The 14,354-nt window shown below is 72.7% G+C and carries 12 protein-coding genes; 9 read left to right on the top strand and 3 right to left on the bottom strand.

Features of this window, described 5'->3' with window-relative positions; all coding sequences use genetic code 11:
* The first annotated feature begins 1 nt into the window (after position 1).
* Positions 2–1,051 (top strand): lysophospholipid acyltransferase family protein, encoded by a 1,050-nt coding sequence (locus tag ACLJOU_RS00560; protein WP_410564639.1) that lies wholly within the window; start codon positions 2–4, stop codon positions 1,049–1,051.
* A 500-nt stretch (positions 1,052–1,551) separates the two neighbouring features.
* Here the strand turns inward: ACLJOU_RS00560 and ACLJOU_RS00555 are convergent, their stop codons facing one another.
* The 3 genes from ACLJOU_RS00555 to ACLJOU_RS00545 all read right to left on the bottom strand — a co-directional run bounded on the left by ACLJOU_RS00555 (position 1,552) and on the right by ACLJOU_RS00545 (position 4,420).
* Positions 1,552–2,457, bottom strand: a complete 906-nt coding sequence (locus ACLJOU_RS00555; RefSeq protein WP_410561877.1) for an HAD family hydrolase — start codon at positions 2,455–2,457, stop codon at positions 1,552–1,554.
* A gap of 78 nt (positions 2,458–2,535) precedes the next feature.
* Positions 2,536–3,612 carry a DUF5667 domain-containing protein gene (locus ACLJOU_RS00550; protein WP_410561874.1) on the bottom strand — a complete coding sequence of 359 codons (1,077 nt, stop codon included), beginning with the start codon at positions 3,610–3,612 and terminating at the stop codon, positions 2,536–2,538.
* A 115-nt stretch (positions 3,613–3,727) separates the two neighbouring features.
* Positions 3,728–4,420: a sigma-70 family RNA polymerase sigma factor gene (locus ACLJOU_RS00545; protein ID WP_410561872.1), complete on the bottom strand. Its 693-nt coding sequence runs from the start codon at positions 4,418–4,420 to the stop codon at positions 3,728–3,730.
* A 317-nt stretch (positions 4,421–4,737) separates the two neighbouring features.
* On the opposite strand from ACLJOU_RS00545, the gene ACLJOU_RS00540 reads away from it, so the two are divergent.
* From ACLJOU_RS00540 to hemB, 8 genes are all read left to right on the top strand, one after another.
* Positions 4,738–6,249, top strand: coding sequence for an AMP-binding protein (locus tag ACLJOU_RS00540; RefSeq protein ID WP_410561869.1), 1,512 nt, complete (start codon positions 4,738–4,740; stop codon positions 6,247–6,249).
* A gap of 10 nt (positions 6,250–6,259) precedes the next feature.
* Positions 6,260–6,499, top strand: coding sequence for a glutaredoxin family protein (locus ACLJOU_RS00535; RefSeq protein ID WP_410561867.1), 240 nt, complete (start codon positions 6,260–6,262; stop codon positions 6,497–6,499).
* 58 nt (positions 6,500–6,557) lie between these two features.
* Positions 6,558–8,111, top strand: coding sequence for a molybdopterin-dependent oxidoreductase (locus tag ACLJOU_RS00530; protein ID WP_410561864.1), 1,554 nt, complete (start codon positions 6,558–6,560; stop codon positions 8,109–8,111).
* Between the two features lie 241 nt (positions 8,112–8,352).
* A complete protein-coding gene (locus ACLJOU_RS00525) occupies positions 8,353–9,267 on the top strand; it encodes a redox-sensing transcriptional repressor Rex (protein ID WP_410561862.1) in 915 nt (304 codons plus the stop codon).
* A gap of 73 nt (positions 9,268–9,340) precedes the next feature.
* Entirely contained in the window at positions 9,341–10,648 is a 1,308-nt protein-coding gene (locus ACLJOU_RS00520; protein WP_410561859.1) for a glutamyl-tRNA reductase, read from the top strand.
* 20 nt (positions 10,649–10,668) lie between these two features.
* Complete coding sequence (gene hemC / locus ACLJOU_RS00515) at positions 10,669–11,598, top strand: hydroxymethylbilane synthase (protein WP_410561857.1); 930 nt, start codon at positions 10,669–10,671, stop codon at positions 11,596–11,598.
* A gap of 84 nt (positions 11,599–11,682) precedes the next feature.
* Complete coding sequence (locus ACLJOU_RS00510) at positions 11,683–13,215, top strand: uroporphyrinogen-III synthase (RefSeq protein WP_410561855.1); 1,533 nt, start codon at positions 11,683–11,685, stop codon at positions 13,213–13,215.
* A gap of 163 nt (positions 13,216–13,378) precedes the next feature.
* A complete protein-coding gene (hemB, locus tag ACLJOU_RS00505) occupies positions 13,379–14,350 on the top strand; it encodes a porphobilinogen synthase (RefSeq protein WP_410561853.1) in 972 nt (323 codons plus the stop codon).
* Positions 14,351–14,354 lie beyond the last annotated feature (4 nt).

Here is a 14,354-nt window from a genome sequence, read left to right as displayed (position 1 = left end):
CATGTCCTTCGGGGGTCCGGGGCGAGGCCCCGGTGGTCACAGGCCGCAGGACTACTTCGGAAGCGAGGCGGAGACGGTGGGCGGTGCCGAGGCGCAGATCATCCCCCTGCACGGACCGGGCCGGGAGAAGCCGGAGGCGCGGGAAGCCGACGTCCGCGGGCAGGAGGGCGCGCCGGTCGTCGCGTTCCCCGGCGCGGACCGGCCCACCCCCGAGCCGCTTTCGGACGCCGCGCGCTCGGCGCTCGGCTTCCTCCGCGACCGGCTGACGGGCGACTACACCGTCGACGAGTTCGGCTTCGACGCCGAGCTGACCGAGGCGGTGTTCCTGCCGCCGCTGCGCGCGCTGTACAGGAAGTGGTTCCGCGTCGACACGTACGGCGTCGAGAACCTCCCGGCGTCGGGCGGCGCGCTGCTGGTGTCGAACCACTCGGGCACGATCCCGCTCGATTCGTTGATGACGGCGGTGGCGGTCCACGACGAAACGGGCGGCCGTCACCTGCGCGGCCTCGGTGCGGACCTGGTGTTCCAGGTGCCGCTGGTGGGCTCGTTCGCGCGCAAGTCGGGCCAGACGCTGGCCTGCCACGCGGACGCCGAGCGCCTGCTGCGCCAGGGCGAGCTGGTCGGGGTGTGGCCGGAGGGCTTCAAGGGGATCGGGAAGCCGTTCGCATCCCGCTACAAGCTGCAGCGCTTCGGCCGCGGCGGGTTCGTCTCGGCGGCGCTACGGGCGGGCGTCCCGATCATCCCGGTGTCGGTGATCGGCGCGGAGGAGATCTACCCGAAGCTGGGCGACATCAAGGTGCTGGCGCGCATGCTGGGCCTGCCCTACTTCCCGGTGACGCCGTTCTTCCCGATGCTGGGCCTGCTGGGCGCGGTCCCGCTGCCGACGAAGTGGAGCATCGAGTTCGGCACACCGATCCCGACGGATTCGTTCGGCCCGGACGCGGTGGACGACCCGATGCTGGTGTTCCAGCTGACGGACCAGGTGCGCGAGTCGATCCAGCAGACGTTGTACCGGCGGCTTTCGCGGCGGAAGTCGGTTTTCCGCGGCTGAGCCTCGCTCGCGCTTAGCGGCGAGCCATTCCGGTCGCCGCCGCGCCCGCGTCCAGGACCGAAGCCACGGCGGTCTTCGCCGCCTTCCGGCTGGTCCGGAAGTCGCGGACCTTCCAGCGACCGGCCCGGCTCCACGTCACGCAGCCCGCCGTCCGATTCCTGGCCCACTCCGGCGAGCAGCGGAAGTCGGTTTTCCGCGGCTGAGTTGTCCACATCGGCCTCGGTTGTCCACAGATTTCGGCTGCGCCGGTTTTTGGGCCGGGGTGGCGATAGACTGGACCAGGGGACGCCCCCCGGGATAGGGCGGGGGCTGCTCTTTGGGGCCGGGGGGCAGGCACAGCCGACCCACCACGGCGGGTATCCGGATCGCCACACATCGCCCGCGCCCAGCGAGACCCACCTCGGCGAGCATCAGGCTCAGGACCGCCCCGACACGTGATCGAGAAGTCGACACGCGTGATTGGACGGACGACACGAGCCGGCGCCAGACTGAGAACGCGCTCAGCGGCGGCGGTAGGCCATCCCCGCCGCCACAGCGCCCGCCAAAGCCCCGGCCCCCAGCACCGAAGGCACGCCGATCTTCGCCGCCTTGCGACCCGTCCGGAAGTCGCGGATCTCCCAGCCGCGGGCCCGGGCCACGTCACGCAGGCCGCCGTCGGGGTTGACCGCCACCGCCGTTCCCACCGCCGACAGCATCGGGATGTCGTTCGCCGAGTCCGAGTACGCCGTGCAGCGCTTGAGGTTCAGGCCCTCGCGGGAAGCCAGTGCGCGGACCGCGTGGGCCTTCGCCCGGCCGTGCAGGAGGTCGCCGACCAGGCGGCCCGTGTACACGCCGTCGCGGGTCTCCGCCACCGTGCCCAGTGCGCCCGTCAGGCCCAGGCGGCGGGAAATGATCGCCGCCAGCTCGATCGGTGTCGCCGTCACCAGCCAGACCCGCTGGCCCGCGTCCAGGTGCATCTGGGCCAGCGCGCGCGTGCCCGACCAGATCTTGTCCGCCATCAGCTCGTCGTAGATCTCTTCGCTGATCGACGTCAGCTCGGCCACCGTGCGGCCGGCCACAAAGGACAGTGCGCGCTCGCGGTGGGTCCTGATGTCCTCTTTGTTCTCGCGGCCGCCGAGGCGGAACTTGATCTGGCCCCACACGAACCCGGCCAGGTCCGCCGACGTGAAGAACTTGCGCGCCGCCAGCCCGCGGGCGAAGTAGAAGATGGACGCGCCCATCATCATCGTGTTGTCGACGTCGAAGAACGCGGCCGCGGTCAGGTCCGGCGGGGCCGGCGGGGCGGGTTCGGAGACCACCCGCGCGTGGGCGGCCTCGGCCGACGCCTCACCCGCGAGCGCGGCGAGCCGCTCCAGCTCCTGACTCTTGTCCCTGCCACGCCAAGCTGACACGCACACCGCCTCCACGTCACTTCCCGGCGGCCGGGAAAATCCGGGTCCTTTGCACAGCGTAGCGAGCCGCCCACCGCCCCGTCGCAGGTGACCTCAGCCGATCACGATCGGCGGCAGGCCCGGCAGCAGCGGCGGGAGCGAAATCAGCGGCGGCTGGGTCGTCGTGGTCGTCGGCGCCGGCGGCCGGGACGTCGTCGACGGCTGGCCGAACACCGGCGGCGGCGTCACCCCGCCGGTCGGCGCCGGGATACCCGGGGTCGCCGCGGCGTCCGACGGCGGCAGCCGCGTGCCCGTCGGTGCCGGCGAAGTGCTGTCCGCCGGCGGGGGCGCGACCGACGCCGAAGCCGACGTCGGGTGGTCACCGGCCGCCGGGACGGGCCGCTGCGTGCACTCGCCGGTCGCCGGGAGCGGGCCGAGCTCGTCCGACGTGCCGGTGGTGATCCGGTAGCAGTTCATCCGCGCCACCAGGCCGCTCGCGCGCTCCTGGACCTTGCCCAGCAGGTCGCGGACGTCGCCGAACACCGGCGCGGCGTCCGCCGGGAGCGGCTGCGCGAACAGCCTCGTCGCCTGGTTGCGCGCCCACAGCCGGACGTCGGACAGCGCCTGCGCACCGCCGCCGTCGCTGGTCGCCGCGGCCGACGTCTCGGCGACGCCGGCCCGCAGATCGGTGGTGAAGTCGTCGTACGCGGTCCGGTAGTCGGCCGCGCTCGCGCCTTCGGCGGCCAGCTCGCCCAGCTCGGTGATCCGGTTGGTCGCGAACTCGAGGTGCTTGCGCGCCTTCTCCTGGTCACCGAACGTCAGGCCCAGCGCGGTCGACTCGCCGGCGCGCTTGACGCCGTACAGCGGGTCGCCGGGCAACGCGGTGCGCGAGAGCACCAGCGTGAGCCCCGCGAGGGCGAGGAAGAGGAACAGCGCGGCGGCCACCAGGTCGGCGGTCCGCGGCCGCCACCTCCGACGTGGGGTGGTGGCCGCCGCCGTCTCCAGGCGGCCCGCGATCTCGGCGCGGATCCGCTGCCGCGTCTCCAGGTCCGGGGCCCCGGCCGCGCCGAGCTCGCGCAGGGCGCCGACGAGCGCGAGTTCGGCGGCGAACTCGTCGTCGCGGCGGACCGGCGACGGTTCCAGGGCACGCGCGAACCGCTCGCTCTCGGCTCGCTCACGCGCAAACCTCACGGCGCTGCTCTCCATCCCGGGCTCCGGCCGGTACTGACACCGGTCTGCGTGGGGTAACGATCCAGCAGCCGCCGGGGTTACCGGTTTCGGCCGACGAACGGAAAAGTTCGCGGGTTCAGCGCAATCCGGTGGGCAGGAGTTGTGCCAATCGGCGTACGGCGCGGTGCTGCAGCGCCTTGATCGCCCCTTCGTTGCGGTTCATGATCTCGGCCGTCTCGGCCACGGACAGGCCCTGCAGGAACCGCAGGACAATGCATTCCCGCTGGTCATCGCCCAGTTCCGCGACGCAGCGCAGCAGCTCGGCGCGGGTGGCGCGGCTGATCGCCTCCTGCTCCGGGCCGACCTGGGTGGCCGCACCGACACTGAACGGCGCCGAACCGGGCTCGGTCACCTCGTCGGTGACCACCTCGAGCTTGAACCGGCTCGACTTGACGTGGTCGAGCACGAGGTTGCGGGCGATGGTGACGAACCAGGCGCCGACGTCACGCCCCTGGTAGCTCACCGACGTGATCCGGCGCAGCGCGCGCAGGAACGTCTCGCTGGTGACGTCCTCGGCGAGGTCGCGGTCGCCCAGCCGGAACAGCACGTACCGGTAGACGACGTCGACGTACCGGTCGTAGAGGCGGCCGAAGGCGGACGAGTCGCCGTCCTGCGCGGCCCGCACCAGGTCCCACGCCTCGGCCTTCGCCGCCTCGGCGCGCTCGTCGTCGGCCGCCTGCCTGCTCAGCGGCACGGCGGACGTCCGGCCGAAGACGCGCTCGGCGAACATGAAGACGGGCCCGCGGCTCGCGGCGGTCGGCAGGGTCATCGGGCGGCACCTCCGGCGGCGGCTTCGGCCCGGCAGCGGGCCACGGAACCCCCGGAACCCGGATGAGCAGGGGCCGGCCGGCTCGCATGCCCCACGGCCTCGTGGGCAGGCAAGTTCCTCACGGCGACTCCCTCTCTCCGGTCGCGGCGGTGATCAACGACACCGGCGCGACGCAGTGCAGCATACGTGTAGTTACCGCTAAGTAGGTAGTGGTTCCGGGGTTGCGCAGACGCGACGCTCGCGGCCGGCACCCATGACGTCGCTTCAGATGACAGACTTGCAACGGTTCACGCCGGGCGAGGAAAGGCAGGTCGCGGGTGAGTGCTCCAGAGGGGACGCAGCCGGGGGTCGGCGGGCTGCTCACACGGGCCGCGGCGACGTGGCCGGAGCACCCGGCCGTGCTCGAAACCGGCACCGGACGCGGCCTGACCTACGCCCAGGTCGACGCGGCCGCCCAGGCCCAGGCCCGCAAGCTGGCCGACGCCGGGGTCGGGCCCGGCGACCGGGTCGGGCTGCGGCTGCCGACGTCGGTGGACTTCGTGGTCGCCTTCTTCGGCGCGCTGCGGGCGGGCGCGATCGTCGTGCCGCTGTCGCCGCAGGTGCCCGGGCCGGAGCTCGCGAAGCTGCTCGCGCACAGCGGAGCGAAGGTCGTCGTCCAACGCGACCCCGAAGACGAGCTCCCGGACGGCGTGAGCGGGCTCACTCCCGCGTGTGACCCGGACGGAGTAGTCGAATTCGTCGATGCCGGCCGCTCGGGAGAGGACATCGCGGTCGTCTCGTACACGTCCGGCACCACCGGGCCGCCCCGCGGCGTGATGTTGTCGCACCGCGCGCTGCTGGCGAACCTCGAGCAGATCAGCGGGGTCGAGGGCGTCCTCGAACACGACGACCGCGTGCTGATCACCATCCCGCTCTTCCACGTCTACGGCCTCGGCCCCGGCCTCCTGCAGGCCACCGCCGTCGGCGCGACCGCGGTCCTCTCGGAGCGCTTCGAGGCGCAGCGCACGCTGGACGACTGCGCCGAACACCGCGTCACGTCGATCACCGGCGTCCCGACCATGTACGGGGAGTTCGCCGCGTTCGGCGCCGAGGAGCTCCGCCGCGGCCTGGCCACCGTGCGCCGGATGACCTCGGGCGCCGCGCCGCTGCACCCGAAGGTGCTGACCGCGATCCGCGAGGCCACCGGCCTCGACGTCTACGAGGGTTACGGCCTCACCGAATGCGCGCCGGTGGTGACGTCGACGCTGGTCACCGGCTACCCGAAGCCCGGTTCGGTCGGTCGCCCGCTGCCCGGGATCGAGCTGCGGCTGGTGGACAGCGACGGCACCGACCAGGCCGTGCCGCTCGACCCCGACGACGTCGACGACGTCTTCGAGGCCGAGGGCGAGACCGGCCTGGTGTCGATCCGCGGGGCCAACCTGTTCTCCGGCTACTGGCCCGACGGTGACCACGGGCCCGACGACGAAGGCTGGTTCCGCACCGGCGACGTCGGCTACCTCGACGTCGACGGCGACCTGCACCTGGTCGACCGGGCCAACGACCTGATCATCGTCAACGGCTTCAACGTCTTCCCGCGCGAAGTGGAGGCCGTGATCGACGAGCTGCCCGAGGTCGCCGAGGCCGCGGTCGTCGGCGTGGTCGACGAGCGCAGCGGGGAGGCGGTCAAGGCCGTCGTCGTGCCGGCGGCCGGGGCGGCGCTGTCCGAGCAGCAGGTCGTGGACCACTGCGCGGCCCACCTGGCCGGGTACAAGGTGCCGCACCTGGTCGAGTTCGCCGAGTCGCTGCCGCATTCGGCCACCGGCAAGCTGCGCCGCCTGCGGTTGCGGTAGTAAGGACGCCATGGCGCACGAAGTGACGGTGATGGGCCGGGACGGTTGCCACCTCTGCGAGGTCGCGGAGGCCGACGTCGCCCGGATCTGCGGCGAGCTCGGCGTCGCCTGGACGGCCGAGGACGTCGACACCGACCCGGAGTGGCGGGCGGAGTACGGCGACCGCGTCCCGGTGATCCTGGTCGACGGCGCCGAGCACGGGTACTGGCGCGTCGAGGAGGACCGGCTGCGGCGCGCGCTGCAGCCGTAACACGTCCGTAAGCGGGATCGGGCCGCCGCCGGGCGCGCCGGCTGTCGATGATGGAGGCGTGAGCACTCTGCAGGACGCCCCGCCCGAGGCGCGCCGCCTGTCCCTGCCGGTCGCGACGCTGATCGGGCTCCTCGCCCTGGCCGCGGCCCTCGGTGTCGGGCACCTGGTCGCGGGCTTCGTCGGGTACACGGCGTCGCCCTTCATCGCGGTGGCGAACTACGTCATCGACCACAGCCCGACCGCGATCGTGAAGTGGGCCGAGCGGACGCTGGGCACCTGGGACAAGCCGGTGCTCAAGCTCGGCCTCGCCGTGGTGCTCGTGCTGTTCGCGCTGCTCGCCGGGCAGCTCTCGCGCCGGACGCCGCGGGCCGGGCAGGTGCTCGTCTTCGCGCTCGGCGCCGCCGGCGTCGCGGCCGTGTACGTCCGCAGCGACCTCGGGCAGGTCTCGCTGCTGGCGCCGGTCGCCGCCCTGGTGGCCGGGCTGATGGTGTTCACCTGGCTGCACCGGATCGCGCTGCCGGTGGACGTCGTCGACGAGCGCGGTTTCGACCGGCGGAAGTTCCTGCGGGCCGGGGTCGGCGTCGCCGCGGGCTCGGGGATCGCGGCCGTCGTCGGCCAGGTCGCCGGGACCAGCTCGGACGCCGAGGACTCGCGGGCCGCCGTCGGGCCGCTCGTGCCCGCGCGCACCGCGCCGCCGCTGCCCGCGGACGCCGACTTCGCCAAGCTGGGCTCGCCGCCGTTCATCACCCCGAACGCGGACTTCTACCGCATCGACACCGCGCTGGTCGTGCCGCAGCTGCGCACCGAGGACTGGCGCCTGAAGATCCACGGGATGGTCGACCGCGAGGTCACCTTCTCCTACGCCGACATCCGCAGCCGGCCGCTGGTGGAGCGCCGGGTGACGCTGACGTGCGTGTCGAACGAGGTCGGCGGCCCGCTGATCTCGAACGCGGCCTGGATCGGCGTCGACCTCGCCGACCTGCTCGACGAGGCGGGCGTGCAGCCGGGCGCGCAGCAGATGTTCGCCACCAGCGTCGACGGCTGGACGTGCGGCACCCCGGCGAACGTGGCCCTCGACCGGACCCGCGGCGCGATGCTGGCGATCGGGATGAACGGCGAACCGCTGCCGGTCGAGCACGGCTTCCCGGCGCGGATCGTCATCCCCGGCCTGTACGGCTACGTGTCGGCGACGAAGTGGGTCGAATCGCTCGAATTCACCCGGTGGGACGCCCGGCAGGCGTACTGGCTGAGCCGCGGGTGGGCCGAGCAGGCGCCGATCAAGACCGAATCGCGGATCGACACACCGAAGGGGTTCGCGGGCGTCACGGCGGGCAAGGTCCGGCTGACCGGCACGGCGTGGGCGCAGTACACCGGGATCGCGAAGGTCGAGGTCCGGCTGGACCAGGGCGAGTGGCGGGAAGCCACGCTGTCGGCCGAGGTGAGCAAGGACACCTGGCGGATGTGGTGGATCGAGCTCGACGTCCCGAAGGGCACGCACCAGGCGTCCGTGCGGGCGACCGACCAGGACGGCTACACGCAGACGGAGAACCGCGCGGACCCCGTCCCGGACGGCGCCACGGGCTGGCACTCGGTCACCCTCGACGCCCGCTGAGGGCGCGAACTGCCTTGCCGGACAAGGATTCTGACGCGGTGTCGTGATCTCCGGCCCGCGCCGGCGGCCCCGGAACCGCCTCCGACCTGTGACTTTGTGCCTGCGTTCACAAGTGGTCTACCGTAGGGCCATCGCCCCCGGGCGTCCGGCATCGAACCGGACTCCGAGACCGGGGTCAAGACACAGTTCGGTACGGCCGTGGCGATGGCCGCCGGATGCACAGCGGGCGGGAGACGACGGCGTGGTGACACAGCGGGGGAGGCGCGACGCGGCGGACTCCCCGGGCCGGGCGCCCCGGCGGCCCCGCCGTCCGGCCGGCCCGGACGCCGACAACGCCCCGACCGCCGAAATGCCCGCGGTCCCCGCCGGTGAGCCGGGCCGCAACGGGGATGCCCCCGAGGCCGTCCGGGCGAAGTCCATTCCCGAGGCCGCGGTCGCCCGGCTCGCCGTCTACCTCCGCGTGCTGTCCGGAATGTCCGAACAGGGCGCCACGACGGTTTCCAGCGAAGAGCTGTCGCAGGCCGCCGGCGTCAATTCCGCGAAACTGCGCAAGGACCTCTCCTACCTGGGCTCCTACGGCACCCGCGGCGTCGGCTACGAGGTCGGCGTCCTGGTCAGCCAGATCGAGCGCATCCTCGGGCTGACCCGGCAGCACAAGGTCGCCGTGGTCGGGATCGGCAACCTGGGCCACGCGCTGGCCAACTACGGCGGCTTCCCGGGCCGCGGCTTCCCGGTGGAAGCGCTGTTCGACCTGGACCCGGACCTGATCGGCGTGCCGGTCGGTGGCCTGCCGGTGTCGCACATGGACGACATCCCGCGGATCTGCGCCGAGCGCGGCATCTCCATCGGCGTGATCGCCACCCCGCCCACCGCGGCGCAGTCGGTGTGCGACCGGCTGGTCGCCGGCGGTGTCCAGTGCATCCTCAACTTCGCGCCGGTCGTGCTGCAGGTTCCTGCTCACATCGAGGTCCGCAAAGTGGATTTGGCCGTCGAGCTGCAGATACTCTCGTTCCATGTGGCCCGCCGCGCGGATGACGCCGCCGGGAATCAGGGCAATCCCGGACTACCCGGTGCGGTTCTCCCAGCCGAGAATGGGAACGGCAGGCGGAACGGCTCGGGTCCGGACGGCGGACGGGAAATGGTGGTGCGCTCATGAGCGAGCTTGCGAGTGAATCATTCAACACAGCGCTTGCCGCTCAGGCCGCACCGAGCGTCAGCGAGGTGTGCGCATGAGCGTCTTGGCAGTCGGCCTCTCGCATCGGAGTGCGGAGCTGAGCACGCTCGAACGCGTCGCGATCCCCGCGCCCGAGATCGGCAAGGTGCTAGACGAGCTGCAGCAGGCCGAGCACGTCAGTGAGGTCATGCTCGTCTCGACCTGCAACCGGATCGAGGTCTACGCGGTCGTCGAGACGTTCCACGGCGGCCTCAACGACGTCTCCGCGGTGCTGGCCCGCCAGGCCGGGATGGCGCCGGCGGAGCTCTACGACAGCCTGTACGTGCACTACGCCGGCGCCGCGGTCGAGCACCTGTTCTCGGTCACCTCGGGCCTGGACTCGATGGTCGTCGGCGAGACGCAGATCCTCGGCCAGATCCGCTCGGCCTACGCCACCGCCCGCGAAGCCGGCACGGTCGGCCGCACGCTGCACGAGCTGATCCAGACGACCCTGCGCGTCGGCAAGCGCGTCCACACCGAGACCGGGCTCGACCAGCTCGGCGCGTCGGTCGTGTCCGAAGCGCTCGCCGCGGCCGGGGACGTCACCGGCAAGCACGCCGTCATCGTCGGGGCCGGTTCGATGGGTGCGCTGAGCGCGTCACAGCTGCGCAAGGCCGGGATCGGCGAGATCACCGTGGCCAACCGCACCGACGCCCGCGCCCGCCGCCTCGCCGCCAACGTCAGCGAGCAGGGCGTGCCGGCCCGGGCGGTCCCGCTGTCCGGGGTCGCCGACGCGGTCCGCGACGCCGACATCGTGATCTGCTGCACCGGAGCGCAGGACGCCGTCTTCACCCCGGAGCACGTGCTGCCCCGCGGCGGCCGCGCGCTCGTCGTCTGCGACCTGGGCCTGCCCCGGGACGTCGACCCGGAGGTCGGCGAGCTGGCGGACGTCCGGGTCGTCGACCTGGCCACCATCCAGCGCCGGATGCGCGAGGCGGGGACCCCGACCACCGAGCGCCAGACCGCCAAGGCGACCGGGATCGTCCTCGACGAGGTGCGTAACTACCTCGCCGGGCAGCGCAGCGCCGAGGTGACCCCCACTGTGACGGCGTTGCGCCGCCGCGCCGCCGAGGTCGTCGACGCCGAGCTGCTGCGCCTGGACAACCGCCTGCCGGGCCTGGACGGCGCCGTCCGCGAGGAGGTCGGCCGCACGGTCCGCCGGGTGGTCGACAAGCTGCTGCACGCGCCGACGGTGCGGGTCAAGCAGCTGGCCGCCGAGACGGCCGAAACCGACTACGCGAACGCGTTGCGCGAACTGTTCTGCCTCGACCCGCAGGCACCCGCCGCGGTGGCGAGCCCGAAGCCCCCTTCAGAGAAGAAGTAGCAGTGACCAGAGTCATTCGCATGGGTACGCGCGGTTCGAAGCTCGCGCTGGCCCAGACCGGGACCGTCGCCGACGCCTTGCGCGCCACCGGCGCCGAGGTCGAAATCGTCAAGGTGACCACGCCCGGTGACCAGTCCTCCGCCCCGATTCCCACGATCGGGGTCGGCGTCTTCACGTCCGCGTTGCGGGAAGCGTTGCTGCGCAACGAGGTCGACGTCATCGTCCACTCGTACAAGGACCTGCCGACCGCGCCGGAACCGGGCATCACGCTGGCCGCCGTGCCGTCGCGCGAGGATCCGCGGGACGCGCTGGTCGCCCGCGACGGGCTGACGCTGGGTGAGCTGCTGCCGGGCTCGAAGGTGGGTACGGGCTCCCCGCGGCGCACCGCGCAGCTGCGCGCGCTGGGCCTCGGTTTGGAAATCGTGCCGATTCGCGGCAATATCGACACCCGCATGCGCAAGGTGTCCGACGGCGAGCTCGATGCCGTGGTGCTGGCGCGTGCCGGACTGGCCAGGATCGGCCGGGCCGAGGCGATCACCGAGACCCTCGACTCGATCCAGATGCTGCCCGCGCCCGCGCAGGGTGCGCTGGCGGTGGAGTGCCGGGCGGGAGACGTGGACCTCGAGCAGCTGCTCCGGTCCACTTTGGACGACGAGGGCACGCGGGCCGCGGTGACGGCCGAGCGTTCCCTGCTGGCCGCGCTCGAGGCGGGGTGCAGCGCGCCGGTGGGCGCGCTCGCCGAGATCGTCGAAGATCTCGACGCCGAGGGCAAGGTCGTGGAACGGATCTCGCTGCGCGGCACCGCCGCCGCGGAAGGCGAGAACGGCGCGGTGGACATGGTCCGGGCCTCCGCGCTGGCCGACAAGGACCAGGCTGCCCAGCTGGGCAAGGACCTGGCCGCCGAGCTGCTGGACCTGGGAGCCGGAGCCCTCTCCGGCCCTGCCCGATAGCGCTCTCGCGAGCGCTTTTCCCAGACGTAGGAGATCTGCGGCCGCGCGATCGTGCACGGTCGCCGCAAGAGGAGAAACGCACAGATGACCCCCGCGCGAAAGACCACCGGGCGCGTAGCGTTCGTGGGCTCCGGCCCCGGCGACGCCGGCCTGCTCACGGTCCGTGCCCAGGAGCTGCTGACCAAGGCCGAGGTCGTGGTGACCGACCCCGACGTGCCGCAGGCCGTGCTGGCCATGGCCGCCGAGGGCGCCGAGGTCCGGCCGGCCGTCGGCGAGGCCGCCGAGGTCGCCAAGGACCTGACCACCGAGGCCAAGGCCGGCCGGCTGGTGCTGCGCCTGGTCGCGGGCGACCCGCTGACCACCCCGGCCGTGGTGGCCGAGGTCCAGGCGGTCGCGCGCACGAGCGCCGTGTTCGACGTCATCCCGGGGGTCTCCCCGGCCGCGGCCGTCCCGGCGTACGCGGGCGTCGCGCTGGGCGGCACGCACACCGAGGTCGACGTCCGCGGCGACGTCGACTGGGCGGCCCTGGCCGCCGCGCCCGGCCCGCTGGTGCTGCACGCGACGTCGGCGCACCTGGCCGAGGCCGCGTCGGCGCTCACCGGCAACGGCGTGCCGGCGACCACCCCGGTCGCGGTCACCGCGAACGGCACCATCAACACCCAGCGCACCCTGGACACGACGCTCGAGAAGCTGGCCAACGACGCCGGCGAGCTCGTCGGGCCGCTGATCGTCACGATCGGCCAGGCCGCCGGGCAGCGCTCGAAGCTGTCGTGGTGGGAGTCGCGGGCGCTCTACGGCTGGAAGGTCCTGGTGCCGCGCACCAAGGAGCAGGCCGGCGAGATGGCCGAGCGCCTGCGCGGCCACGGCGCGACGTCGCACGAGGTGCCGACCATCTCGGTCGAGCCGCCCCGCAGCCCGGCGCAGATGGAACGCTCGGTCAAGGGCCTGGTCGACGGCCGCTACCAGTGGATCGTCTTCACCTCGACCAACGCGGTCCGCGCGGTGTGGGAGAAGTTCGAGGAGTTCGGGCTCGACGCCCGGGCGTTCTCCGGCGTGAAGATCGCCTGCGTCGGCGAATCGACCGCGGCGAAGGTGCGCTCGTTCGGCATCATCCCCGAGCTGGTCCCGTCGGGCGAGCAGTCGTCCGAGGGCCTGCTGGCCGAGTTCCCGCCGTACGACGACGTGCTGGACCCGGTCGACCGCGTGCTGCTGCCGCGGGCGGACATCGCCACCGAGACGCTGTCGGCCGGCCTGCGCGAGCGCGGCTGGGAGATCGACGACGTGACGGCGTACCGCACGGTCCGGGCCGCCCCGCCGCCCGCCGAGACCCGCGAGATGATCAAGACCGGCGGGTTCGACGCGGTCTGCTTCACCTCGTCCTCGACCGTGCGGAACCTCGTCGGCATCGCCGGCAAGCCGCACACCCGCACGCTGGTCGCGTGCATCGGCCCGAAGACGGCCGAAACGGCGGTGGAGTTCGGTCTCCGGGTCGACGTCCAGCCGGAGAAGGCGGACGTCCCGCACCTGGTGGACGCGCTCGCCGAGCACGCCGCTCGCCTGCGCGCGGAAGGTGCCCTTCCGCCGCCGCGCAAGGCGAAGCGGGCCCGCCGCTCCTAAAGTCTCGAGCGCCCCAAGGCGGCCTTGGTTGCGTCTGACGCACCGAAGGTCGCCTTGGGTGCGTCTGACGCACCGAAGGCCACATTGGGGCGCTTTGGTCCGGGCGGCCTGGTGGGCACCCTTGCGGAACCCGGGCGATCAGCGCGGGAGTAACTTGGTAGGGGTGTTCCCCGAGCATCGTCCCCGCAGGCTTCGCACCACCCCGGCCATGCGCAGGCTGGTGGGCGAAACGACGCTGCGGCCACGCCAGCTGATCCTTCCCATGTTCGTCGCCGAAGGGCTCGACGCGCCGCGGCCGATTTCGAGCATGCCCGGCGTCGTCCAGCACACCCGCGACACGCTGCGGAAGGCCGCCGTCGACGCGGTCAACGCCGGGGTCGGCGGGCTCATGCTGTTCGGCATCCCGGCCACCCGGGACGCCGAGGGCTCCGGGGCCGTCGACGAGAAGGGCATCCTCAACGTCGCCCTGCGCGACCTGCGGCACGAGCTCGGTGACGCCACCGTGCTGATGGCCGACACGTGCCTCGACGAGTTCACCGACCACGGCCACTGCGGCGTCCTCGACGCCGACGGCGTGGTCGACAACGACGCCACCCTGAGCATCTACGCGCAGATGGCGATCGCGCAGGTCGAAGCCGGGGCGCACGTACTCGGGCCGTCCGGGATGATGGACGGCCAGATCGGCGTGATCCGCCGCGCGCTGGACGAGGTCGGGCACAAGGACGCGGCGATCCTCGCGTACTCGGCGAAGTACGCCAGCGCGTTCTACGGCCCCTTCCGCGAGGCCGTCGACTCGCAGCTCAAGGGCGACCGCAAGACCTACCAGCAGGACACGGGCAACGGCCGCGAGGCGCTGCGCGAGATCGAGCTGGACCTCGCCGAGGGCGCGGACATGATCATGGTCAAGCCCGCGCTGTCCTACCTCGACGTCATCAAGGCGGCGGCGGACATCTCGCCGGTCCCGGTGGCGGCGTACAACATCTCGGGCGAGTACGCGATGGTCGAGGCCGCCGCGGCGAACGGCTGGCTCGACCGCGAGCGGACCGTCCTCGAGGTGCTGACGTCGATCCGCCGCGCGGGCGCCGACCTGATCCTCACGTACTGGGCCGCGGAGGCCGCTGCCTGGCTGGACTGACCCG

This window comes from Amycolatopsis sp. cmx-4-61 (genome assembly GCF_046548775.1).
Lineage (GTDB): Bacteria > Actinomycetota > Actinomycetes > Mycobacteriales > Pseudonocardiaceae > Amycolatopsis.
This window is presented reverse-complemented; position numbering and strand designations above follow the sequence as displayed.